The organism is Pseudoalteromonas sp. JB197, assembly GCF_002332205.1.
GTDB lineage: Bacteria > Pseudomonadota > Gammaproteobacteria > Enterobacterales > Alteromonadaceae > Pseudoalteromonas > Pseudoalteromonas nigrifaciens.
Window position 1 is genome coordinate 2576386 of record NZ_NRGZ01000001.1, and the last position, 23725, is coordinate 2600110.

Annotated in this window: 20 protein-coding genes and 1 riboswitch; of the genes, 9 read left to right on the forward strand and 11 right to left on the reverse strand. The window is 41.1% G+C overall.

Translation table 11 applies throughout. The annotated features are described in order from the left end of the window. Nucleotides 1-18: 18 nt before the first annotated feature. The 3 genes from CIK86_RS12210 to CIK86_RS12220 all read right to left on the reverse strand — a co-directional run bounded on the left by CIK86_RS12210 (nt 19) and on the right by CIK86_RS12220 (nt 3380). Nucleotides 19-1224 carry an aspartate aminotransferase family protein gene (locus CIK86_RS12210; RefSeq protein ID WP_086993839.1) on the reverse strand — a complete coding sequence of 402 codons (1206 nt, stop codon included), beginning with the start codon at nt 1222-1224 and terminating at the stop codon, nt 19-21. Between the two features lie 368 nt (nt 1225-1592). Beyond that, nucleotides 1593-2753 (reverse strand): HDOD domain-containing protein, encoded by a 1161-nt coding sequence (locus CIK86_RS12215; RefSeq protein WP_086993836.1) that lies wholly within the window; start codon nt 2751-2753, stop codon nt 1593-1595. A gap of 45 nt (nt 2754-2798) precedes the next feature. Then, the gene (locus tag CIK86_RS12220; protein WP_086993832.1) at nt 2799-3380 is read right to left on the reverse strand and encodes an aminodeoxychorismate/anthranilate synthase component II; all 582 of its coding nucleotides are present in this window, start codon (nt 3378-3380) and stop codon (nt 2799-2801) included. Nucleotides 3381-3709: 329 nt separating this feature from the next. On the opposite strand from CIK86_RS12220, the gene CIK86_RS12225 reads away from it, so the two are divergent. The 3 genes from CIK86_RS12225 (at nt 3710) to glpD (ending at nt 7224) form a co-directional block, all read left to right on the forward strand. Continuing rightward, a complete protein-coding gene (locus CIK86_RS12225; RefSeq protein WP_011326909.1) occupies nt 3710-3952 on the forward strand; it encodes a YdcH family protein in 243 nt (80 codons plus the stop codon). A 202-nt stretch (nt 3953-4154) separates the two neighbouring features. Further along, nucleotides 4155-5660: a glycerol kinase GlpK gene (glpK, locus tag CIK86_RS12230; RefSeq protein WP_086993829.1), complete on the forward strand. Its 1506-nt coding sequence runs from the start codon at nt 4155-4157 to the stop codon at nt 5658-5660. Nucleotides 5661-5718: 58 nt separating this feature from the next. After that, nucleotides 5719-7224, forward strand: a complete 1506-nt coding sequence (gene glpD, locus CIK86_RS12235; protein ID WP_086993826.1) for a glycerol-3-phosphate dehydrogenase — start codon at nt 5719-5721, stop codon at nt 7222-7224. Between the two features lie 12 nt (nt 7225-7236). On the opposite strand, the gene CIK86_RS12240 is transcribed toward glpD, so the two are convergent. Further along, the gene (locus tag CIK86_RS12240) at nt 7237-7635 is read right to left on the reverse strand and encodes an acyl-CoA thioesterase (protein ID WP_011326906.1); all 399 of its coding nucleotides are present in this window, start codon (nt 7633-7635) and stop codon (nt 7237-7239) included. Nucleotides 7636-7668: 33 nt separating this feature from the next. On the opposite strand from CIK86_RS12240, the gene CIK86_RS12245 reads away from it, so the two are divergent. Then, nucleotides 7669-8373, forward strand: a complete 705-nt coding sequence (locus CIK86_RS12245) for a 2OG-Fe(II) oxygenase (RefSeq protein ID WP_086993824.1) — start codon at nt 7669-7671, stop codon at nt 8371-8373. 19 nt (nt 8374-8392) lie between these two features. On the opposite strand, the gene CIK86_RS12250 is transcribed toward CIK86_RS12245, so the two are convergent. From CIK86_RS12250 to CIK86_RS12275, 6 genes are all read right to left on the reverse strand, one after another. After that, nucleotides 8393-9628 (reverse strand): cysteine desulfurase-like protein, encoded by a 1236-nt coding sequence (locus tag CIK86_RS12250; RefSeq protein WP_086993821.1) that lies wholly within the window; start codon nt 9626-9628, stop codon nt 8393-8395. Between the two features lie 9 nt (nt 9629-9637). Further along, nucleotides 9638-10270: a 2OG-Fe dioxygenase family protein gene (locus CIK86_RS12255; protein ID WP_011326903.1), complete on the reverse strand. Its 633-nt coding sequence runs from the start codon at nt 10268-10270 to the stop codon at nt 9638-9640. A gap of 200 nt (nt 10271-10470) precedes the next feature. Next, nucleotides 10471-13068, reverse strand: a complete 2598-nt coding sequence (gene acnB, locus CIK86_RS12260; RefSeq protein ID WP_011326902.1) for a bifunctional aconitate hydratase 2/2-methylisocitrate dehydratase — start codon at nt 13066-13068, stop codon at nt 10471-10473. Nucleotides 13069-13361: 293 nt separating this feature from the next. Next, a complete protein-coding gene (locus CIK86_RS12265; RefSeq protein WP_086993818.1) occupies nt 13362-14417 on the reverse strand; it encodes an OmpA family protein in 1056 nt (351 codons plus the stop codon). A 386-nt stretch (nt 14418-14803) separates the two neighbouring features. Next, nucleotides 14804-16213 carry a YdiU family protein gene (locus CIK86_RS12270; protein WP_086993815.1) on the reverse strand — a complete coding sequence of 470 codons (1410 nt, stop codon included), beginning with the start codon at nt 16211-16213 and terminating at the stop codon, nt 14804-14806. Between the two features lie 9 nt (nt 16214-16222). Beyond that, nucleotides 16223-16921 (reverse strand): DNA-3-methyladenine glycosylase I, encoded by a 699-nt coding sequence (locus CIK86_RS12275; protein WP_011326899.1) that lies wholly within the window; start codon nt 16919-16921, stop codon nt 16223-16225. Nucleotides 16922-17124: 203 nt separating this feature from the next. Beyond that, nucleotides 17125-17322: riboswitch (Lysine riboswitch) on the forward strand. 152 nt (nt 17323-17474) lie between these two features. Between CIK86_RS12275 and dapA the strand changes: the two genes are divergently transcribed. From dapA to CIK86_RS12300, 5 genes are all read left to right on the forward strand, one after another. Then, nucleotides 17475-18359: a 4-hydroxy-tetrahydrodipicolinate synthase gene (gene dapA / locus CIK86_RS12280; RefSeq protein WP_086993812.1), complete on the forward strand. Its 885-nt coding sequence runs from the start codon at nt 17475-17477 to the stop codon at nt 18357-18359. 15 nt (nt 18360-18374) lie between these two features. Further along, nucleotides 18375-19115, forward strand: a complete 741-nt coding sequence (locus tag CIK86_RS12285) for a 2,3,4,5-tetrahydropyridine-2,6-dicarboxylate N-succinyltransferase (RefSeq protein ID WP_086993809.1) — start codon at nt 18375-18377, stop codon at nt 19113-19115. After that, the gene (locus CIK86_RS12290; protein ID WP_011326896.1) at nt 19115-20320 is read left to right on the forward strand and encodes a PLP-dependent decarboxylase; all 1206 of its coding nucleotides are present in this window, start codon (nt 19115-19117) and stop codon (nt 20318-20320) included. Before CIK86_RS12285 ends, CIK86_RS12290 begins: the two co-directional genes overlap by 1 nt. Nucleotides 20321-20383: 63 nt before the next feature. After that, entirely contained in the window at nt 20384-21502 is a 1119-nt protein-coding gene (locus CIK86_RS12295; protein ID WP_086993806.1) for a succinylglutamate desuccinylase/aspartoacylase family protein, read from the forward strand. A gap of 195 nt (nt 21503-21697) precedes the next feature. Further along, the gene (locus CIK86_RS12300) at nt 21698-22732 is read left to right on the forward strand and encodes a phospholipase A (protein ID WP_086993803.1); all 1035 of its coding nucleotides are present in this window, start codon (nt 21698-21700) and stop codon (nt 22730-22732) included. An 86-nt stretch (nt 22733-22818) separates the two neighbouring features. Here CIK86_RS12300 and CIK86_RS12305 read toward each other — a convergent pair whose 3' ends face one another. Then, nucleotides 22819-23712, reverse strand: a complete 894-nt coding sequence (locus CIK86_RS12305) for a bifunctional GNAT family N-acetyltransferase/hotdog fold thioesterase (protein WP_086993800.1) — start codon at nt 23710-23712, stop codon at nt 22819-22821. Nucleotides 23713-23725 lie beyond the last annotated feature (13 nt).

Sequence of the window (23725 nt, forward strand, 5' to 3'; positions counted from 1 at the left end):
AGATATTGTTTGGCTATGTTAAGCGCTTACAACACTGGCTACTGCTTTTTCAAAGCGTGCCATACCTTCACGAATGTCGGCTTCTGGGATAACTAATGATGGTGTAAAGCGAACCACGTCAGCACCGGCAACTAATGACATAAGACCGTGCTCAGTACCTGCCACTAAAAACTCTTTTGCACGACCTTTGTATTGCTCGCTTACTACTGCACCAATTAATAAACCTTGGCCGCGAATTTCGCTAAACACGTGGTATTTATTATTAATTTCAGTAAGTAGTTGGTTAAATAATGCTGCTTTTGCTGTTACACCAGCAAGTACTTCTGGGGTATTTACAGTATCGAATGCTGCTTCGGCAACGGCGCACGCTAATGGGTTACCACCATAAGTAGAACCATGCGTACCTACTTTAAGGTGTTGTGCAATTTCAGTTGTGGTGATCATAGCACCAATAGGAAAACCGCCGCCCAATGCTTTAGCCGTAGTTAAAATGTCAGGAACAACGTTTAAACCTTGGTATGCGTATAAGTTACCTGTACGGCCAACACCTGTTTGCACTTCATCAAAAATAAGCAGTGCATTATGTTTAGTACATAAATCACGAACGCCTTGTGCAAATTCGTCAGTTGGCGAAACAATACCGCCTTCACCTTGTAGTGGCTCCATCATTACGGCACATGTTTTGTCGCTAATAAGTGCTTCAAATGCTGCCAGGTCGTTGTAATCACAATGTACAATGTCGCCTGGCTTAGGACCAAAACCATCTGAGTATGCCGCTTGGCCACCAACAGTTACGGTAAAGAATGTACGGCCGTGGAAACCTTTGTTGAATGCGATGATTTGTGATTTTTCTGCGCCAAATTGATCAAGGGCAAAACGACGCGCTAATTTAAGTGCTGCTTCGTTTGCTTCTGCGCCTGAGTTGGCAAAGTAAACTTTTTCGGCAAAGGTTACATCAACCATTTTTTTAGCTAAGCGTAATGCTGGCTCGTTGGTCATTACATTTGATAGATGCCAAAGCTTTTCGCCTTGCTCTTTTAATGCGCCTACTAATGCAGGGTGGCAATGGCCAAGACAGTTAACGGCAATACCACCAGCAAAGTCGATAAACTCTCGACCTTGTTGATCCCATACGCGAGAGCCTTCGCCTCGAACTGGAATTACGCTTGAAGGTGCGTAGTTAGGAACCATTACGTGATCAAATAATTCGCGATTGACTGTCATTTTATTTCCTCTTAATTGTGTACATCACAAAGCCGTAAATAGCTGTGTGGTAACCTGTAGCATATGTGTTTTTTAGCAAACTCAGTATAGCGATATTTGCCTAAAAAGGGCTGTGTGGTTCAATTTTCAGACGCTTATTATTTCAGAAAACATTGATTATGTCTCTTCAAAAACTTTCATGTAACCCTTGATAATAAAGGGCTTGAGATATAATTTCATAGATAGTGAATAACTATTTGCTTGCTTTATGCAACTCGTTTTTAGCCAATAAAGCGCCTGAACAACGAGCGCGCCTCACTTTAAACGGGGAAATGTATTGAAAAGAGATAATAAAAAGTGAATGGATAGTCGCAAAAAAATTAACAAATTTAATCAATTTGAATAGCAAGATTATTAAAATTGCTTGCTTGGAGTGCTTTTAGCTCTTTTTTGGTGAACTTAAAGTACGAAAACCAACTAAGCGTTTCATCCGGTTCAACTAGCTGATGCTGCTTTAGCGTTAAGTACTGAGAGTAACATCGTGCTTTTAGCATTACCTGCGTTAAAGGCAGCGCTGTATCGCCTTTTTCTACCCCATTAACAAGTTGCTGCATTACGCTATTAAACGGCAAATACTTAAAGGCCATTTTTTCAATTATTTTAGCGCTAATAGCCAACGACTGTTCGCTCAGTAAGGTGGTTAAAAATAAAGGGTCTGGTTTTAGCTCTAACAATGCAGTATGCAAGCCTTTATTCGCTGTAGTGCGAGCAAATTGTACTTTTCGCTGCCAAATTTGCTCAAACACTTTTAAATATAAACGCACTAAGGCTATTTGCCCCACGTTTAATAACATCCCTAAAGTAAAAGCATGGCTTGGGTTAACCTCGTTAACTTCAGCAATTTTTTGTGCCGCAATAGCATTCGCCATGGCGCTTTCTTTTAAGCGCCTTTTTAGTAACGAAAAAGGCTCTGTGCTATAAGGCATCCAATGGCGCACTGCAAAAGTTGGTACTACTAGCTGTAAGTTATCTAGGCCAATATAACGCAGCGCTAAAGCGGGGCTATCTACTTTCACTGCGGTATTTTTGCTGCGCTGATTACGATAATAAGGCAAGTTAACTAAAGTAACTAACTCTCTGCCAAGCCAGCTTAGGTCGTTAACTAAAGGCTCTAAGCGCCCAACCGATGCGCTTTTTGTGGCTAAAATATCTAACATGGCACATACGCTGTCCTCTACACCTATGGTGTTTTGAATAACACTGTCTATATCGCTAAGCTGCTCAGACATCATTTTTTCTATTGCTTTATGCAGTTGCTCGCTCGCTGCTGCACGATATTTATGATGCGCGGTACTTTTTAGCTTGCGCTTTTGCTGAGCGGCAACCTCTACTTCAAGTAATGTGCGTTGCTTTAGTGGTTCGCCATAGTCTATTTCTAGCGTATGAATAAAGCCAATTTGTTGATGAGCAAAGTTATGACCAAGCAACAAATCATGTGCTCGTTGATTAAGCATTTTAACAATACGCGGTTGCTGCACTATTTCGGTCATGGCTCTCTGCCTTTAATGTAATGATATTTACTTAATACTATAAGCTTAGAAGCGAGTTAAAAAGTTATCAAGTAACGCTAAACCTTGCTCAGTTAAAATAGCTTCCGGATGAAATTGTACACCTTCAAGTGCTAAGTCTGTATGTAATAATCCCATAATTTCGTCAAACTCACCTTGCTGGGTTTGTGTCCAGGCTGTTACTTGCAACTCTTTAGGCAGCGACTGTGCCTCAACAATTAAAGAATGATACCGACATACCGTTAAGGGCTTAGCTAAACCTTTAAATACTCCTTGATCGCTATGGTAAATTGGCGATGTTTTACCGTGCATTACTTTTTTAGCACGCACCACCTTTGCTCCTAAGGCTTGGGCAATAGTTTGATGCCCTAAGCAAATTCCTAAAATAGGATACTGCCCTTTTAATTGCTCAACAATAGTTAATGAAATACCCGCTTCGCTTGGGCTTTTAGGACCGGGTGATATAACAATATGTTGAGGATTTAACTGCTTAATTTGGCCAAGCGTTATTTGGTCGTTGCGCTTAACCAGTACCTCTTGATCTAAACGCTGAAAGTACTGTACCAAGTTATAGGTAAACGAGTCGTAATTGTCGATCATTAAAAGCATGTAATAAAGCACTCAAAATAGTTATTGTTTGCGAGGAGTTGTTGCATTTTGTATTCTAACTTAAGCATCTTTGAGTGTCAGTGCTTTGTATAGTGATATATAAGTATTTCCGTAATAATAATTAATAACGGCTATGTGTTGATTTATACTCAAGCAACCCCCAGCTCTAATATTATGGCGTACGTGAACTACCCATCGACGCCGCTTCGCGTCGATCAATGGGTTTTCTCGGAAAATTTCGATAAATACCCATACAATCTGAATTTAACTAAACCCTAAGCGTGTTATTTTTAAAACACATTTATTACACGCACCGTTAAGGAGTACCTATGTTAGGCGAAGATCATTCATTAACTCAAGACTTTCCTGAGCACCTAAATACCATTAAAAAACTCAATAGCAATGATCCAGAGTTTGCAGATAAAGCCAAAAAATACAACGCGCTTGATAAAGAAATTCGTACCTTAGAGCTGCAAGACGCGCCTATCGATGACGAGGAAATGCTGCAATTAAAACATGACCGTGTGGTGTTAAAAGATTGGCTACATCAACAATTGTTAAAAGCCAGCTAAGCGCAATTTATACTCATTGTATTTAAGAGCCCTCTGACTTATGGGCTCTTATTACTCTTGCTTCTTAATATACACTGCCACCACCCTTGGTATAAATTACAGCGTTATAGCTATAACAGCCCTTCCTAATATTTAAAAAGCATTGCTATTAATTTAACTTGCAGACAAGCTATCTGTATCTAAGATAAATAACGTTAAGCTTATGTCTAAATACATACTCTCGATTGATCAAGGAACTACCAGCTCTCGGGCTATTTTATTTACCAAAGATGCCAAGGTAGTTGATACTGTTCAGCAAACATTCCCGCAGCACTTTCCCAATAATGGCTGGGTTGAGCATGACCCTAACGATATTTTACAAACCGTACTAAGTACCTGTAAAACAGTACTGGCTAATAACCAGGTTACAGCCGAGCAGGTCATTGCCATTGGTATCACTAACCAGCGCGAAACCACTTTAGTATGGAATAAAAAGACTGGCCAACCAATTTATAATGCCATTGTGTGGCAAGATCGCCGTACCAGCGAGTATTGCGAGCAAATACGTAGCGATAAACTCAGTAAAAAAATTAGCGATAAAACTGGGCTATTATTAGATCCGTACTTTTCAGCCTCTAAAATTCGCTGGATTTTAGATAATGTTGCCGATGCACAGCAACAAGCGCTAGCCGGCGAGCTAGCATTTGGTACGGTTGACAGTTATTTACTGTGGCATTTAACCGCTGGCAAAGTACACCGTACTGATGCCACCAACGCCTCACGTACACTATTATTTAATATACATCAGCAATGTTGGGATGAAGAGTTACTAACGCAGTTTAATATTCCACACTCTATGCTTCCAGAAGTGATGGACAGCGCAGCCGAGTTTGGCAGTACCAGCAGTGAAATTTTTGGTGAACCGATTAAAATTTGCGCTATGGCGGGGGATCAGCAAGCCGCATTAATTGGTCAAGCTTGCTTTAAAGAAGGCATGGCTAAAAGTACCTACGGAACGGGCTGCTTTTTAATGCTTAATACGGGCGATAAAGCCCTTACCTCTAATAACCGCTTATTAACTACTGTGGCTTACAGGCTCAATGGTAGAGTGACCTACGCTATAGAGGGCAGTATTTTTATGGCGGGTGCCACTATGCAATGGATTTTTGAGGGCTTAAAGCTACTTGAACATGCCGGCGACAGCGAGGCTATGGTCAAAGACGTGCCACTGGATCACGGCGTATTTTTAGTGCCTTCGTTTACCGGTTTAGGCGCCCCATACTGGGATGCCAATGCCCGTGGTGCTATTTTAGGTTTAACCCGTGATTCGGGCATTAGCACTATAGTAGCAGCGGCGCTGCAGTCTGTTGGCTATCAAACCAAAGATTTACAAAAAGCCATGGAAGGTGATGGCCTGCGCCCAAGTATTTTGCGCGTGGACGGTGGCATGGCAAAAAATAATTGGGCCATGCAGTTTTTAGCTAATATTTTAGGCGCAAGTGTGGAACGCCCAGCGCTAACAGAAACAACCTCTCTGGGTGTTGCCTATTTAGCAGGGCTGCAAACTGGGATTTATAAGTCAACGGAGCAATTAACTACTATGTGGCAATGCGACCGTCGTTTTGAACCAACCATGAGCATAGATGAACGTAACGATTTATACGCAAAATGGCAGCACTGTATAGCACAAGTCACACTTTCAAATAACGCAACAAAAGACGACTGCTAATGCGATAGTGTTATTGGCTATTGATATGCCATCGATTAAATTAATAAAGAGGTATTCAGTGAAATTACTCGATAATGAATATGATTTACTGGTTATTGGCGGTGGCGTTAATGGCACTGGTATTGCGGCTGACGCCGCCGGTAGAGGCTTAAAAGTATTACTGTGTGAGCAAAATGATTTAGCCTCTGCTACATCATCAAGTAGCAGTAAACTTATTCATGGTGGACTACGCTATTTAGAGCATTACCAATTTAGGCTAGTAAAAGAGGCACTTAAAGAGCGTGAAGTGTTATTAAAAAATGCCCCACATATTATGTGGCCGCTATCTTTTAGGCTGCCACATCAAGCGCATTTACGCCCTTACTGGATGATTAGAATTGGGTTGTTTATATACGACCATCTTGCCAAACGCATTACTTTACCCGCATCAAAATCAATTAAATTTACCCGCGATAGTATATTGAATAATACTATTACCCGCGGTTTTGAATACGCTGATGGCTGGGTTGATGATTCGAGGTTAGTTATTTTAAATGCGTTAGCAGCACAGCAAAAAGGTGCAACCATTTTAAGCCGCACGCGCTGTATTAAAGTAGTTCGCAATAACAATAATTGGAGTGTGACCTTAGAGCAACAAGGTAGCAAAAAGCAATGTTCTATAGTTGCTAAAGGAGTTGTTAATGCAGCGGGCCCTTGGGTTGCATCACTTTTTGATGAGGTAATTACTGGGCCGTCGCCACATAATATTCGCTTAGTTAAAGGCAGCCATATTATTGTGCCGCGTATTCACACTGAGCCGCAGGCCTATATTTTACAAAATAAAGATCAGCGTATTATTTTTGTTACCCCATTTGAAGATGACTATTCACTGATTGGCACTACAGATGAAGAATACAGCGACAATATAGCAGATGTAAAAATTAGCGATAAAGAAGTCGATTACTTAATTGGCATTACTAATAATTACTTTAAAAAACAACTTACTCATAACGACATAGTGCATACCTTTAGTGGTGTACGCCCCTTACTAGATGATAACTCATGCGACGCACAAGCCGTTACTCGCGACTACAAACTGATATTATCGAGCAATAATAACCAGGCACCACTGCTAAGTGTATTTGGTGGGAAAATTACCACTTATCGCAAGCTCGCTGAAAACGCAGTAAACGAACTCGCCAGCTTTTATCCGCATATGGGCCAAACATGGACAAAAAACACTCCATTACCCGGTGGCGACTTTTCATCAAAGGTAGTATTAAAGCAACAACTACAGGTAAAGTACGCATGGTTGCCTGAGTTTATTTTAAATCGCTTTATACGCAGTTACGGTACTGGCACTTATACCCTACTTACAGATGCCCAAAGCGTAGCTGATTTAGGCCAGCATTTTGGCCATGGTTTATACGCCACTGAAGTAAATTATTTAGTTAATAGCGAGTGGGCTCGCTGCGCCGAGGATATATTGTGGCGTCGTAGTAAGTTAGGTTTGCGTTTTAATACTGAGCAAATAACAGCGCTGAGCCAGTATATTCAAAATTATAATGGCTCAATACCGCTGTAAACATTTACCAAACTAGCTAGCCGGGGCTAAATGCTCATTAAGTGACGATTTTTCAGATACTGAAAGCGATTGCTTTGCTTTTGCTGCAAAATCGTAACGTACCAATACCGTTTTACCAACTGCACAGCAGTTACCTTGCTGGTGAGCTTCTTGGCGTAATACAAATGAGCTGGTACCTACATGCTCTACTGAGGTTTTAATGGTTACTTCATGGCCATAAAATAACTCACCAACAAACGACACTTCGACTTTGGCAATAATTAGCTTCCAGTCATGTGGGTTTAAATCTGGGGTAAAAAACCTAAAAATAGGCGCACGCGAAGCTTCAAACCATACAGGGAGTACGGTATTGTTAATATGTCCTAGCGCATCTGTTTCACTAAAGCGCGGCATCACTTTTTCAATAAACATAATAATCCAATAATAATTATATAAAGGTAAACTATGACGGACTTTATTCGCGTATACGATAACGCGCTCAGCAATGACTTTTGTGATAACTTTATCACTACCTTTTCTCAAAGCCCGCATATAAAACAAGGGATGACATCTGGCGGTATCGATTTAAATAAAAAAGATAGCCACGACTTGCACTTAAACAATCATCCGGAATACGTTGAGCAATTAAAACACATTCAACAAACCACTGCACAGTATGTTTTTAAATACATTGAAGAACATATTTTTATTATGATTGGTGCCTTTGGCCTAAAAGTGTATCACCCTAAAAGTGGCGAACCTGTTGACTTAACACACGCAAACTTTGATGAAGTGGGTAAACCACAACTGCCCTTATTAGTGCAGCAAATTTTTAGGCTAGGAAATATTCAGGCGCAAAAATACCAAGTTAATAAAGGCGGTTACCCGTATTGGCACAGCGAAGTTTATCCGCAGTTAAATCATAACGAGGCGCTACATAGAGTATTGCTGTTTATGTTTTATTTGAACGATGTTGAACAAGGTGGGGAAACGGAGTTTTATTATCAAAAGCGTAAAATTGCGCCTAAAAAAGGCACTATAGTAATAGCGCCCGGCTACTTTACTCACACTCACCGTGGCAATAAGCCAGTATCTAACGATAAGTATATTTTAACCTCGTGGGTACTGTTTAACCGCGCAGAGCAAATATACGGTGCGCCAAAGAGCTAGCGCACCTTTTTTATGTATATTAACCTAGTAGCTCATCAAACAAATTAAATAACTGATCAAGCTCTGCGGTGGTGTTGTAGTGCATGCAACCAATGCGCACTACGCCACCTTTATCAAGTACGCCTAATTGCTCACACAAACCTTGCGCGTAAAAGTTGCCGTCCCATACACAAATATGTTGCTTACCTAAACATTCAGATACAGCGCGCGGCTCTAAACCTTCAAAAGTTAACGCAAAAGTAGGCGTACGCTCATTTAAACGATCTAAGTCATCTATACCAAACAATTTAATACGCGGGTAATTAACTAAGCGCGTTAAAAAGTATTCACTCAGCGCCATTTCGTGTTGCTTGGTTTTAGCAAAGGCAACACTTAACTTTTCGCGGCGTGAATGGCTGTCGTCAAGCTCGCTAATTGCTGCAATGTAATCAACCGCCGCTATAAAACCAGCCATGGCTTCAAAGCTTTGTGTGCCAGTTTCCCAGCGACCTGGCGCTACGTCTTTAGCTGGCTCAACTTTATACGGGGTAAACCCTTCTAAATGTTCTTTTTTGCCATAAACCATACCTAAATGCGGGCCAAAAAATTTGTACGCTGAGCAGGCTAAAAAGTCGCAATTGAGTACTTGTACGTCTACAAGTTCGTGCGGTGCATAATGTACGGCGTCAACATATACCAGCGCACCTACGTTGTGAGCAAGCTCTACAATACGTTTAATATTGTTAATTGAACCTGTGGTATTAGAGGCATAAGTTACCGCTACCAGCTTAGTATTACTGTTTAGTAAACTCTCGAACTGGGCCATATTGAGTGTGCAGTCGGTTTCGTTAATAAGCGCAGTATTAACTTTAACACCTTTATCTTCTGCGGCTTGCTGCCACGACGAAACGTTAGAAAAGTGATCCGCGTTAGTGACAATAATTTCATCACCCGTTTGCCAGTCGCGTGAAATTGCGCGGCTAAAGCTAAACGTTAAGCTGGTCATATTCGGACCAAATACAATTTGTTGTGGGCTGGGCGCATTGAGTAAATCGGCAGCAGCTTGGCGAGCATTTGCCATTAGCTCAACGGTTTTATCGCTTGAGAAAAATGCTCCACCTAAATTTGAGTTGTAATAACCCAAATAAGCAGTCATAGCGTTAAGTACCGATTGCGGTACTTGCGAGCCACCGGGGCCGTCTAAAAACACGGGAGATTTACCATTAACGCTTTGCATTAATGCCGGAAATTGCTCACGTAATTGCGTTATATTCATGCTCATTCCTTAAGACGTTAATACAAAGCAATCCAGGTAACCTGGCTTACTGGCATCAAGTTTATTCATTGGAGTAGCGTTATGCCACACTTGACGGTCGTTAATTACTGCAAACATACCGTCTTTTATGGCCATTTTAAAACAGGGATCGGCTTGCTTGTTTTCGTATACAAGCAATTCACCGCCCTCTAAGTTTTCATGCGATACACCACATACACACACATGATCAAAACCATCTTGGTGCACGCCTTCTGGCGCTGCAGGCGTATCACTATCAATGGCTAACATACGAAATTGGTGAATTTCGATATCACGTTCTTCATCAATCCCGGTAATTTGACGAAACTCATTCACAATACTTTTCATGCCCGCTGACTCAAGTAGGCTTTGCTCTAAATTTTCGTAACTACGCTCAACATTACCCTGAAAGGTATTAATTGCATCATCTTGTACAAATGCTTTTGTTGCTTGTAGCTTTAGCTCACCATTTTGTAGTTTAACTACAGAGTAACGGCGTTTACGAAAGGCACCATCTGCATAAGGATTAGTCGGCAGGTTATCAAAAGAAGGCTTAACCAAATCAATATTTGTTTGGTTAATAAAACGCAGCTGCAGTAAATTCTGGGGGTTTAAAGCGGTCATAAAAATCCTGCTATAGTAATTATAATATTGCAGAGATTTTAATGCATGCAAAGAGGATTTATTGCTTTATTATTTAACTTCAAAACAATTAACCACCAAAATTAATACAATAAATGCAAAAAAACAACATTAACTATCTAAAATTTATTTTTGCCAATAAAAAAACCCGCAAAAGCGGGTTTTTAAATAAGCTGTAAAAATTATACTGCTTGTTGAATGATCACGTTGTCTGCTTTTTTAGTGTAAGCAGGCATGCGATGGAAGTTCAAGTAGCGATATGTATCTGACGCTGTTGCATTGATCTTCGCTGCATATTCTTGATACTCAGCAGCAGTTGGCAATCGACCGATAATTGCCGCAACTGCAGCAAGTTCAGATGATGCTAAAAATACATTTGCACCATTACCTAAACGGTTAGGGAAGTTACGTGTAGAGGTAGACACTACCGTTGCTTTATCAGCAACACGTGCTTGGTTACCCATACATAATGAACAACCTGGAGTTTCTATACGTGCGCCAACACGACCAAAGATGCCATAGTAGCCTTCTTCAATTAGTTGGTCTTTGTCCATCTTAGTAGGTGGAGCAACCCAAAGCTGAGTAGGTAGTTGACCTTTAAAGCCATCTAGTAACTTACCAGCCGCGCGGAAGTGACCAATGTTAGTCATACAAGAACCGATGAATACTTCATCAATTTTCTCGCCAGCAACATCAGAAAGTAAACGCGCGTCATCTGGATCATTTGGAGCACAAAGAACTGGCTCTTTAATCTCAGCTAAGTCGATTTCAACTACGTGAGCGTATTCAGCATCTTTATCTGCTTCCATAAGCTCAGGATTAGCTAACCAGTCTTGCATTGCATTAATACGACGTTCAATCGTACGTACATCGCCATAACCTTCAGAGATCATCCACTTAAGCATAACAATGTTTGATTCTAGGTATTCAGAAATAGACTCTTTTGAAAGCTTAACCGTACAACCTGCAGCTGAACGCTCAGCAGATGCATCTGATAATTCAAACGCTTGCTCAACAGTTAGGTGCTCAACGCCTTCAATTTCTAGTACGCGACCAGAGAACTCGTTGATTTTACCTTTTTTCTCAACTGTTAATAAGCCTTGCTTGATACCGTAGTAAGGGATTGCATGTACAAGGTCACGTAATGTGATACCTGGTTGCATTTCGCCTTTAAAACGAACCAAAATTGACTCAGGCATATCAAGAGGCATAACACCTGTTGCTGCTGCGAATGCTACTGCACCCGAACCAGCTGGGAATGAAATACCTAATGGGAAACGTGTATGCGAATCACCACCAGTACCTACGGTATCTGGTAATAACATACGGTTTAACCATGAGTGAATAATACCGTCACCAGGGCGAAGTGAAACGCCGCCACGGTTCATGATGAAATCAGGAAGCGTGTGATGCGTGTTTACATCAATAGGTTTTGGGTATGCCGATGTATGACAGAAAGACTGCATTGTTAAGTCTGCAGAGAAACCTAAACAAGCTAAATCTTTAAGCTCATCACGTGTCATAGGACCTGTTGTATCTTGCGAGCCAACCGTTGTCATTTTAGGCTCACAGTATTGACCTGGGCGAATACCTGCAACGTTACATGCTTTACCAACCATTTTTTGCGCTAGTGTAAAGCCTTTATCTGATACTTCAGTTGCTGTTGGTACTTTAAATATATCAGTAGCACCTAAACCAAGTGATGTACGTGCTTTGTCTGTTAAACCACGACCAATGATTAGTGGAATACGACCACCAGCACGAACTTCATCTAAAATCACTTCAGATTTAAGTTCAAACTTAGAGATTACTTTATCAGTACCATGCTGCTTAACAACACCTTCGTATGGGTAGATGTCAATTTGCTCGCCCATGTTAAGTTCATCAACATTTAGCTCAATTGGTAAAGCGCCAGAATCTTCCATAGTGTTAAAGAAGATTGGTGCAATTTTATTACCTAGACATACACCGCCAACACGCTTATTTGGTACAAACGGGATATCATCGCCCATAAACCAAAGCACTGAGTTAGTTGCAGATTTACGTGAAGAACCCGTACCAACAACATCACCAACGTAAGCTAGTGGTAAGCCTTTAGTTTTTAATTCTTCTAGTTGGGTGATTGGGCCTACTTCGCCTGGTTTGTCAGGAGTGATACCATCACGTTCAATTTTTAGCATAGCTAAAGCATGTAGTGGAATATCTGGACGAGACCATGCATCTGGTGCAGGTGACAAGTCATCCGTATTTGTTTCGCCAGTTACTTTAAATACAGTAACTGAAATCTTTTCAGCAACAGCTGGTTTATTAGTAAACCATTCTGCATTTGCCCAAGACTCAATAATTTGCTTAGCGAATGTGTTACCCGCTTTTGCTTTTTCTTCTACATCGTAAAATGCATCAAACATTAATAATGTGTTTGAAAGGCCTTTTACTACGATAGGTGCAAGTGTGTCGTCATCAAGTAGGTCTATCATAGGTGCGATATTGTAACCGCCTAGCATAGTTCCTAATAATTCTGCCGCTTTTTCTTTAGAAAGTAGTGGAGAATTAGTTTCACCTTTAGCAACTGCCGCTAAAAACCCTGCTTTGATATAAGCTGCATCATCAACACCTGCCGGTACACGATTAGCAAATAAGTCGAGAATAAATTCTTCTTCACCAGCCGGTGGAGTTTTGATTAATTCAATAAGATCAGCCGTTTGCTGAGCATCTAATGGCGCTGGTACGATACCTAACGCGGCACGTTCTTCTACGTGTTTACGATATTCTTGTAGCACAATATTGCCCTCTTGGTGACGTGAAAGTATTCGGTAGCGCTTCATAAGCGCAATGTTACCCAATACTTATAGTATTCTAACGCTTAATTATAAAGCTTTTATAGGTAGATGAAAATCTATCCAGTTCAGCAACTGATTATACCGACTATAAGTATTATGAATAGTAGATAAAGTAAAATCAATTTCTATGAATGTTTATTAAGTAAGAATCATTAGTATTTATTTTTAATTTGAGTTTTTAACAGGCATAAAAAAACCCAGCGTAAAGCTGGGTTCATATAAATAAATAGCTATTAACGCTTAACTTTTACTTTTTCTATAGCAGTTAATTGCGCTTCAACACGACGATTTTCTGCGTTTGCAGCACGTGTGTTAGCTGGGTTTTTAAGACGGTCTTCACCGTAACCCACTGTAGAAATGCGAGACTCTTCTATACCATCTTTAACTAACTCTGCAGCTACATCTTTTGCACGCTTTTCAGATAGTGATTGGTTATAGCTAGCATCGCCTGGTGCAGAAGCATGACCTTCTAATTGCACTGTTACTGCGCTATTTTCCTTCATGAAATCTGCAACTTGCTTGATATCATCAAAGTATTTATTTGGTACATCAGCTGTATTATTAGGGAAAGTTACTAATAATTTAACAGTTACTTCTTTATCTTCATAAAGTGTACAACCATCAGCATCAACAGCATCTACCATTGGTGTATTAGGGCACTTGTCGTCAGCATCAATAACACCGTCATTATCTGTGTCTACTGGTGCAACAACAGGCTCTGGAGCAGGTTGAACTGGCACAACAGGCGTACTGCTTTGACCAAATAAATAGTTAATACCTAATTTAGCGTTCACATCGGTATAACCACGGTCAAGACCTTGATAAACAGATGTTTCTGCGTTAACAAATAAGCCGTCTGTAATGAAGTGCTGGTAACCAACACCTGCGTTTAAGAAAGTATTATCTGTTGCTACTTTTACTTCTTTAATACCAAATAAACCATAGAAAGGACCGCCACCAAAGTGGTAAAGTGCATCAACACCAAAACGCTCGCCGTCTACGTCGTTACGATTACCATTAGGAATCGGATTTTTAAGAAATGCATTAAAGTCCATATCTGCATACTCAAGACGTGCACTCCAGTAATCACTGAAACGGTAGCCAACTTCAGCACCCCAACTTGCAGATTCATTAACTTCCAAGTTTTGGTGCATGTTTAAGTTTTTCCAAGATGCATCGTAATAGTCACCGAACACACCAATGTAAAAACCTTCAGTTTTTTCTGCTGCAAATGCTGATGCGCTAGTTGCAGCTAACGCGATTGCGATTGTAAGTGATTTTAATTTCATTGTTTTCTTCCCATTTTAACAATTAAAAAAATATAGCTAATTCGTTCTAGCTCAACCAGTTTTATTAATATTACCTGATCCTTTATTAATCAATACTTAACAAAAGATAAATTAATTCGTTTTCAACACTCTATATACAAGTATCAGTAAGTTTAGGACATATTAATTACTTTACCCAATCCCTAGATAATAAATACTATCGCTGGTATCTAAATTTATTAAATAACCATACCGACTTCACTAGCTGAGTTTATATTGAGCTCCAAGCTCCTAGCTTTAAATGCATATCAATAATATCAGCTCAGTTTATTGTGCTCAATAATAAAGCAGCGCTACGGCCGCTAAATGACCTTTTATAATCAGCAACTTAAATTTCAATCTAATAATTAAGTACCACAAAAAGTATAATACTCTTTATCGCTGCTAGGTGCATCCTGAAATTTTGCCAATTTGTCAGTATTTTCATAAGGTGTGTGCATAACCTGCATAAACTCATGCAGTAATTCACTTGAGCCAGTCTTATTATACTCACTAAGTATTTTTTCGATCACATGGTTACGAGGAATAACTCGTGGATTAGCTGCGCGCATTACGGTATAGCTGCGATCATCGGTACGTTTTTGCCACTTACCGGCCCACTGAACTAATACCTTTGGTATGCTCATTGCACCTGTTAAAGACTCGGTTAGTGCATCAAACGTGTTGGTATAGTCGAGTTGGTGCTCTTTTAATAACTGTAATAGCTCTGCAATTAACTCTTTATCGGCTGTATCTGTGCCAGCTAAGCCCAGTTTTGTTGCCCACATTGCACTAAATTCAACATTAAATTGCTCAGCAAAACCATCTATTATTGGGGTCATTAACGCCACAGCTTGTTCGTCGTCATCATTTACAAGCGGTATTAAACTCTCAGCTAAGCGGGCGCAGTTCCAGTTAGCAATATTAGGTTGATTACCAAATGCATAACGCCCTTGCTTATCAATAGAGCTAAACACGGTATCAAAATCGAAGCTGTTCATCATGGCACATGGGCCATAGTCGATAGTTTCGCCGCTAACCAGCGTATTATCGGTATTCATTACCCCATGTATAAAGCCTACTCGCATCCAACTAACCACCAGCTCAACTTGGTTTTTAATCACTGCAGCTAAAAATGCTAAATAGCGCTCAGGTCCTGTTGCTTGAATTTTTGGGTAATGACGCTCAATAGCTAAGTCGGCAAGGTTTTTAAGCCCTGCAACGTCGCCTTGCGTTGCTAAATACTGAAACGAGCCAACACGAATATGGCTACTGGCTAAGCGCGTTACAATAGCGCCAGGTTGAGGTGGGTTTCGGTACACTGTTTCGCCACTACCAACCACAGCTAAGCAGCGCGTAGTTTTTATACCTAACGCTTGCATTGCTTCGCTCATTATATATTCACGAATTGCTGGGCCAAGTGCACAGCGGCCATCGCCACCACGAGAGTAAGGAGTGGCACCAGAGCCTTTTAATTGAATGTCCCACAACTGGTTTTGCGCATCCTCTACTGCACCTAGCAAATGAGCACGCCCGTCGCCTAAACGTGGTGAAAAATGTCCAAATTGATGCCCTGAGTATCCCAGTGCAACCGCTGCAATTACTTGCTGTTCGTTGCCGCTAAAAGTACTGGCCCGTAACTCAGGAACGACATTAATATTAAACGCTTTAGCTAAGCTGTCATTCCAAAGTAATAGCTGTGGGGCGGCCACCTTAGATGGGCGATCTTCAATTGCAAAATTGTCGGCTACTTGTCTGTACCTTGGCATTAAATTCATAACTACCCTCTACTGTTGTTGGCTTATACCTACACGATTATCGCCTACACTGTAGGCTATAATTAAGCTTAGCTCTTGCATGCTCAAACCGCTTTGTTGCTGTAATTCATTAAAGAACGCTTGCGCTGCAGTTAACGACTTTTTAGTTTGTAAGCCACCATCAATAATTTTGTGCGCGCGCAAATAACTCTCAACATCCCGCGATAATAAAAAGGTATCTTTACCCAATGCACGCAAAGTATAAGGGCCGGTATTTCCACCCAAGCGTGCACCGTGTTTTTTTAAGTACGCCCACAAACCAATAATATCTTCACTTGGCCAGTCTGCAATAAACTGACTAAAGCTACCATGTTGCTGGGTAACCTCATGGATCATGAACGCATTTTCGGGGATCGTTTTTACTTTTTTATAATTGCGAACAATACGCTCGTCGCTGGCTTTTTGCTCCAACATATCGGGTGGCATCATTAATAATTTTTCAACGCTAAACTGCCAAAAAACCTCTCTAAAGCCTGCCCACTTGCTGTTAATAACCGACCAGTAAAAGCCACTTTGAAAAACCTTGCGCGTAAACTCTTCAAGCCAATCATCATCACTTAAAGCTACTAATTGTCGCTTAGATGCAGGTTTAGCGAGTAGTTGCTGTAGCATTTGTGTTGAGCCTTTTCGCTCTACTGCTCGCTGATAAATATCATTAAATTTTTCCATCTGCTTGAAACCTTATTTTGCAGTTACAAATTTCGCGCCGCGATTACCCCCTAGTTTAAGGGAAATCGTCCTTATACGTAACCGTTACCAAAATCGATGACACTATCTGCACTTAGCTGCTTGACACCCAGATGGCTAAAATGATTTAATCATCGCACTTACCCTATTTAATTATATTTGTATTGCTAGCAGTACAAATATAAAGGGCTGGAAGAGGTGCGTTATTCAGGTAGCGTATGTTAGGAGCACAAACTCCATTGAGCATACGTAAGGGGAATCAACGCCGAGAAACAACAATATTTGTGTCATTGTTGTTTCGGGCGACTAGGTTGAATCCTAGCGACTGTCACCAATAGCTATTTAAACGTAGCTTATTAGTTTGGTGGAGAGCTTCTGGTCTTAGTATAATAAGGCCGTGCGCCCTATTATTTAAGCCCATTCGCTCTTCGAATTATAACATACCCTACACGTGGGTATTTGTTCGAACGATGTTAATGTGGCTCTTTCATATATAGCTTCTTAACTCACCGAACATTCTATAAGTTCGCGAGAGATGATCAAAAACTTTAATTTAGATGACTACTCAGTCTGGACGGCGCTCGTTACTCCGTTTAATCGAAACGGTACAATCGACTATGGCACCTTAACCAATTTAGTTGCTGAGCAAGCTGCTGCCAATAATGCCATTTTATTACTAGGCAGCACAGGCGAAGGCTTAGCGCTAACACTTAAAGAGCAGCAAGCCATTGTTGAGCACGTGTGCCAATTATCACCTAATGTACCCCTAATGGTGGCTGTAGGTGGTATGAACCTCAAACAGCAATTAGCCTGGGTTGAATACTGCAACCATTTGCCTATTCATAGTTTTTTACTTGGCTCGCCGCTTTATGCAAAGCCCGGTGTAATTGGGCAAACCCATTGGTTTGAAAGCCTTTTAAATATAAGTAAACACCCTTGTATGCTTTATAACGTACCAGGGCGAAGCGCTGTCGATATTCCAGTGGCAACCATTCAAAACCTACAGCAACATAAAAACCTATGGGCACTAAAAGAAGCCAGTGGCAACATTGCGCAATTTGAAGCTTACCGTCAAGCGGCTCCTAACTTAGCTATTTTTAGCGGCGATGATGCGCTTATGCCCTACTTTGCCCAAGCCGGTGCTAAAGGGCTGGTATCGGTAGCAGCTAATGCTTGGCCGCTACAAACTCACGAATTTGTACAGCGTAGCCTAAGTGGCCAATACCCCAATTTATTTACTCAGTGGTCAAGCGCAATCAGTAGCTTGTTCACTGTAGCAAACCCCATTCCCGTTAAAGTACTCATGCATTTACAAGGGCGATTAACGAGTTCGTATTTACGCCCACCGTTAACTCACCTCGAATTAACGCAAACAACGTGCATTGAACAAGCAAACAACACCATTTTATCTTGGCATTAAACATAGGTTTTTATAATGAGCTGGTTAGAACTATTAAATAATTTAGAGTCGGGCGCAGTACGCGCAGCATCACAAAACGAAAGCGGCCAATGGCAGGCTAACGTTGCAGTAAAACAGGGTATTTTAGAAGCCTTTAAAAATGGTACAAACACCGAATTTGTCGGTGGCTTTGTTGATAAACATAACTTAGCTCCGCAAGAGTTTAGTGCCACCGATGGCGTACGTATGGTCCCGGGTGGCTCAAGCGTTCGCCGTGGTGCTTATGTAGCTAAAGGCACTATTATTATGCCACCAGCGTATGTAAATATTGGCGCATACATTGACGAAGGCACTATGGTAGATAGTCACGCTTTAGTTGGCTCGTGCGCGCAAGTAGGTAAAAATGTCCACCTTAGCGCAGCCGTGCAACTTGGCGGTGTGTTAGAGCCAATTGGTGCCAGCCCAGTGGTAGTTGAAGATGATGCATTTATTGGCGCAGGCTGCGTAATTGTTGAAGGCGTAGTAATTAAAAAAGGCGCAGTACTTGCCCCTGGTGTGCGTTTATCGGCCACAATTCCGGTTTACGACTGTGTAAACGAGCGCCAACTAGACAAAGGCGAGCCAATTCCTGAGTACGCTATTGTAATACCAGGCTCTCGCCCTGCTTCAAACGAATGGGCGCGTGCACAAGGTTTAAGCATGTCGTGCGCGTTAATTGTTAAGTACCGCGATGAGCAAAGTGATGCATCATTACTACTTGAAGAGGTTTTACGTTAATGAGCTTTTTGAGCACGGGCGTTAAAACGGCAATTAATGAATTATCAAGCCAACTCGATAGCCCATTTTTTGTTTACGACCTAGATACGCTAAATAGTCACTTGGCACAATTGGTCGCACAAACCGAGGTAAAACTTTGGTATGCGGTTAAAGCGAATCCGCTGTCTAAAATTATTCAATGCTTAGATAACGCCGGGTTTAATTTTGACGTAGCCAGTAAAGGCGAGCTTGAGCAAGTACTTGCTCAAGGCGTTAGTAGCGATCGCGTGCTCAACACCGGGCCAGCTAAAAGCCCAAAACAAATTAAACACTTTATTGAGCGCGGCGTACGTACTTTTGTTGCCGAAAGTATTAATCAAGTTCGCTGGCTCAATGAACAAGCCAAGCTACAAAACTGTCAACTACAGGTATTACTGCGCGTACAGTTACGTTGGCCCGAGGGCGAAAAAAACCCACTAGGTGGCGATAGCCTCACGCCATTCGGACTCGGTTGTACAGAGTGGCAGGCACTTAATATTACCGACTATGACGCACTTAGCTTTGATGGCCTGCATATTTTTCAATGGGGAAATATGCTCAGCACGCAAAAACTCAGTGAGTTGTGGTCACAAATGATTGCACCACTTAGCCAACTTGCCCGCGATTTAAATATAAACCTTAAAATTTTAGATTTAGGTGGCGGCTTAGGTATTCCGTATACGCAAAACGACATAACGCTTAATTGGGATGACTTAATAACTGCCCTCGCTAAAATTAAAAAACAGGCGGGCGTTGAAGAATTATGGATGGAGCTTGGCCGCTATGCCGTGGGTGAATGCGGACATTACGCAGCCCCAGTAGTAGAGCGCAAACAAAACTATGGCCAACAACAAGTTATTTTAAGTGGCGGTATAAACCACTTATTGCGCCCAGCCGTCACCAGTCAAGACTTTCCAGCAGCATTACTACGAGATTCACACACACCAACCCAAGCTATGAGCTTATACGGGCCACTTTGTACCGCACTCGATAGCTTGGGCGAGCACGCATTACCAAGTGATCTCAATGAGCACGACTGGTTGGTGTTTAGTCAATGTGGTGCCTATGGCTTTAGTGAAAGTATGCCGTACTTTTTATGCCACGAACTTGCTGGCGAATATGTTTTAGAACAAAACAAACTTAGCTGTTTGCGTGCAGCCGAAGATGCCAGTTATTACTTGAGATAATGTACCTAAGATAATGTACCTAAGATAATGTACCTGAGATAAAATTAAAATGTTGAGATACTCATGATCGCCTCACCAATTAGTCAAGAAAACATCGTCGTTGGTGAAGTTGCCAATGGCTTACCACTCACTATTCCTGTGTATCGTTTAAAAGGCGATGGCACGGGGCCAAGTGTGTATATTCAGGCCAACATGCACGGAGCTGAAGTACAAGGTAACGCGGTAATTTTTCAACTACTTGAACAATTAAAGCACCTTAATCTTAAAGGTGATATTACTTTAGTGCCCTATGCCAACCCTATTGGTTGCAATCAAAAGTCGGGGGAATTTACCCTAGGTCGGTTCGACCCTATCACCGGCACTAATTGGAATAGGATGTATCATTATAATACTGATTTAGTCACTCAGTTTGCACAAAACCATATGCAATACGACGATGCCATATTAAAAAGCGTGTTCAAACAGGCACTTATTGACGAAGTTGACAGTAAACTTAATGGCCCTGCTTATTTACTCAATACTGGTAAACGCATTGCGCTTAACTTACAAAAGCTCGCTCACCAAGCTGATATAGTACTGGATTTACACACAGGTCCTATTTCAAGCAAGCACTTGTACTGCCCAACCTATGCGACTAATAGCGCTCGCTACTTTAATATTGAGCACGTACTGCTTATTCCAAGTGACTTTGATGGTGCGATGGATGAGGCAAACTTTTGTCCGTGGTGGCATTTAAGCGAAGCACTGAGCAAGCAAGGCCGCGAGCTCAGCATACCTGTAGAAGCTTTTACTGTAGAGCTAGGCAGCCAAGAAAAAATAGACTTGAGCGAAGCACTAAACGATGCAAACAGTATTTTAAGTTACTTAAATTATAAAGCCGTATTTGTAAATGCGCCCCACACTCCAGCTAACATTACTCGCTACGCGTGTCATTTAAACGATTACTTTGCTTACTACGCGCCCATGGGCGGAATGGTTGAGTATATTGCCCCCCTAGGCGGGCATATAAAAGCCGGTGAGCCAATTGCTAAAATACTGCGCATGGAGCGTTATTTAAGTGAACAACCACTACAAACACTTTCCCTTGAATCTGACGCTATTGCCATACTGCATTTTGCCTCGGCGAGCGTTAATCAAGGCACTGAACTGTATAAGTTTTTTACTAACGTATTTGAGCTTTAAGCTCTCCCTTCTCATTGCGTGAGAGTAAGTTAACTATAGTTAATTTGCATTATAAAAGCGGCTTAGGCCGCTTTTATTTTGATCTAATTATACAATAATATACGTAAATTCAGTAAAAGTTCACCGCTGCATATGTAAAAAGAGGTTATAATTACGTTAATCTATTAAACCCTCCACACTCACAAAGGAATTACAATGAGCTGGCGATACTTGATCATACTTTCAACATTAGTTAGTACTACTGTTTTTGCTGAAGAAAAATCTAAAAGCAATGAGCAAAATAGTAATATTGAGCTGGTAAAACAATGTATTTTAAATGAAGTGATTGGTGGAGACGGCAAGCAAACACTCGATCAGCTTCGTAAAAAGTGCTCCGCTCTTGAAGAAGATAAGCAACTTACCGCCATCGATAAGCGCAAAGCACGAGAAGCAGTAAGCCAAAAAAACCGTAATGTGATTACGCCACATAAACGTAACTACATTTTACCTATTTCATATGTATCGCATCCGAACAATAGCTCGTTTGAAACATTTGACGAGCTAACTGGCGAAAAAAATGATGAGCCACTCGATAACTTAGAAGCCAAATATCAGCTTTCAATTAAAGTGCCTCTATTCAATGACTTTTCAGATAAAGACCAAGCTATATTTTTTGCCTTTACATTACAGTCATATTGGCAGCTTTATAACAAAGAAAGCTCATCACCTTTTCGTGAGACTAACTACGAGCCAGAGGTTTTTTGGGTTAACTATTTAGATCCAGAACACGTTCCTTGGGGCGACGAAATGGCTGTTGTTTTGGGTATTTCGCATCAATCTAACGGTAATAGTCAGCCAAATTCACGTTCATGGAACCGTATTTACGCTAACTTTATTTGGGAAAAAAATGGCTTTGTATTTAACTTTAAGCCTTGGTATCGTATTTCAGAAAGCGAGAAAGAAACACCTTTAGATCCAAGAGGCGACGACAACCCTGACATTTACAAATACATGGGTTACTTTGAGTTTAGCGGTGCGTATCGCCTTAATGAACATGAATTTAGCTTTATGACCCGTAACAACTTAAATTCAGACAATCGTGGTGCATTACAGCTCGATTGGTCATTTCCGCTTTGGGGCCGAGTGCGTGGTTATGCACAGTACTTTAATGGCTATGGCGAAAGCTTAATTGATTATAACGCTGATATAGAACGTATTGGTGTGGGTATACTACTTACCGATTTACTTTAATTAATGAGCGACTAAAGTAAACAAATTAAAAAGCCAAGCATTGCTTGGCTTTTTAGTGCTTAATTCAACTATAAAGTGCTAACAGCTTATTTTTTTACTACAAACTGCCCTTCAAATTCAGCCACTACCTTATCACCATCATAAATAATAACAGGTACTAAATAGCTGGCTTTACCCTCAGTTTCTAGCTCGCTGAGCTTACCCTTACAGTTTTGTATATCAACACAGCCGCGTGGATCACTGCTAAGCGGTTTTAAATATTTAATATTGGCATCGGCTAATACAATATTTCCTTCAAGCCCTGCTTCTTTAAGTGCTAAGTAGGTTGCCCCCCACCCCGTAAGGGTTGCTAAGCTATAAATAGAACCAGCAAACATAGTGTTATGTAGGTTTAAATTAGCATCTAAATCTGCGCTAGTCGTAAATTGCCAGTCGGTATAGCTCTCTACTTTAATGCCCATTGCATCACTAATTGGAATTGACTCACGCCAAGTGTTTTGCAGCACTTGAGTCCAGTTAGGGTGGCGAAACCAGCCAGGCTCTGATGGCTTTTGTTTTACCATTTTATAGTGTTGTACATCGCCGTACGCCAAATGCGCTTTTTCTTGTGTTTCATAACCATGGCGCTTATAAAATTCGAGTGCGCGCTCGCGTGCAAATAATACTAACTCTGCAGCGTCTTGTGACCATGCTATTTTTTCTAGGTCATGTAATAAACGACTACCAATATGCTGATTACGACTTTCTTCAGCTACAGCCATATAGCGAACTTGAGCTTGTTGCTGGTTATTAAAGTGCAGCCGCGCCACCCCTAATACTTTACCCGCTTTATTTTTAATAAAGCGATGCTCGGCATCTTGTTCTAAATCATCCTGCTCAGAACCACGTGGCTCACCCCAAGGGGCACGTAAAATTTCCCAGCGTAATTGATAATAGGCTTGCCAATCTTCACTACTTTGCGGTGTACTTACCTGAAACATACATACTCCTGCT

Coding starts and splice junctions, on each gene's coding strand:
- CIK86_RS12210 (WP_086993839.1), bottom strand. CDS start 1,224: ATGACAGTCAATCGCGAATTATTTGATCACGTAATGGTTCCTAACTAC.
- CIK86_RS12215 (WP_086993836.1), bottom strand. CDS start 2,753: ATGACCGAAATAGTGCAGCAACCGCGTATTGTTAAAATGCTTAATCAA.
- CIK86_RS12220 (WP_086993832.1), bottom strand. CDS start 3,380: ATGCTTTTAATGATCGACAATTACGACTCGTTTACCTATAACTTGGTA.
- CIK86_RS12225 (WP_011326909.1), top strand. CDS start 3,710: ATGTTAGGCGAAGATCATTCATTAACTCAAGACTTTCCTGAGCACCTA.
- glpK (WP_086993829.1), top strand. CDS start 4,155: ATGTCTAAATACATACTCTCGATTGATCAAGGAACTACCAGCTCTCGG.
- CIK86_RS12240 (WP_011326906.1), bottom strand. CDS start 7,635: ATGTTTATTGAAAAAGTGATGCCGCGCTTTAGTGAAACAGATGCGCTA.
- CIK86_RS12245 (WP_086993824.1), top strand. CDS start 7,669: ATGACGGACTTTATTCGCGTATACGATAACGCGCTCAGCAATGACTTT.
- CIK86_RS12250 (WP_086993821.1), bottom strand. CDS start 9,628: ATGAATATAACGCAATTACGTGAGCAATTTCCGGCATTAATGCAAAGC.
- CIK86_RS12255 (WP_011326903.1), bottom strand. CDS start 10,270: ATGACCGCTTTAAACCCCCAGAATTTACTGCAGCTGCGTTTTATTAAC.
- CIK86_RS12265 (WP_086993818.1), bottom strand. CDS start 14,417: ATGAAATTAAAATCACTTACAATCGCAATCGCGTTAGCTGCAACTAGC.
- CIK86_RS12270 (WP_086993815.1), bottom strand. CDS start 16,213: ATGAATTTAATGCCAAGGTACAGACAAGTAGCCGACAATTTTGCAATT.
- CIK86_RS12275 (WP_011326899.1), bottom strand. CDS start 16,921: ATGGAAAAATTTAATGATATTTATCAGCGAGCAGTAGAGCGAAAAGGC.
- dapA (WP_086993812.1), top strand. CDS start 17,475: ATGATCAAAAACTTTAATTTAGATGACTACTCAGTCTGGACGGCGCTC.
- CIK86_RS12285 (WP_086993809.1), top strand. CDS start 18,375: ATGAGCTGGTTAGAACTATTAAATAATTTAGAGTCGGGCGCAGTACGC.
- CIK86_RS12290 (WP_011326896.1), top strand. CDS start 19,115: ATGAGCTTTTTGAGCACGGGCGTTAAAACGGCAATTAATGAATTATCA.
- CIK86_RS12295 (WP_086993806.1), top strand. CDS start 20,384: ATGATCGCCTCACCAATTAGTCAAGAAAACATCGTCGTTGGTGAAGTT.
- CIK86_RS12300 (WP_086993803.1), top strand. CDS start 21,698: ATGAGCTGGCGATACTTGATCATACTTTCAACATTAGTTAGTACTACT.
- CIK86_RS12305 (WP_086993800.1), bottom strand. CDS start 23,712: ATGTTTCAGGTAAGTACACCGCAAAGTAGTGAAGATTGGCAAGCCTAT.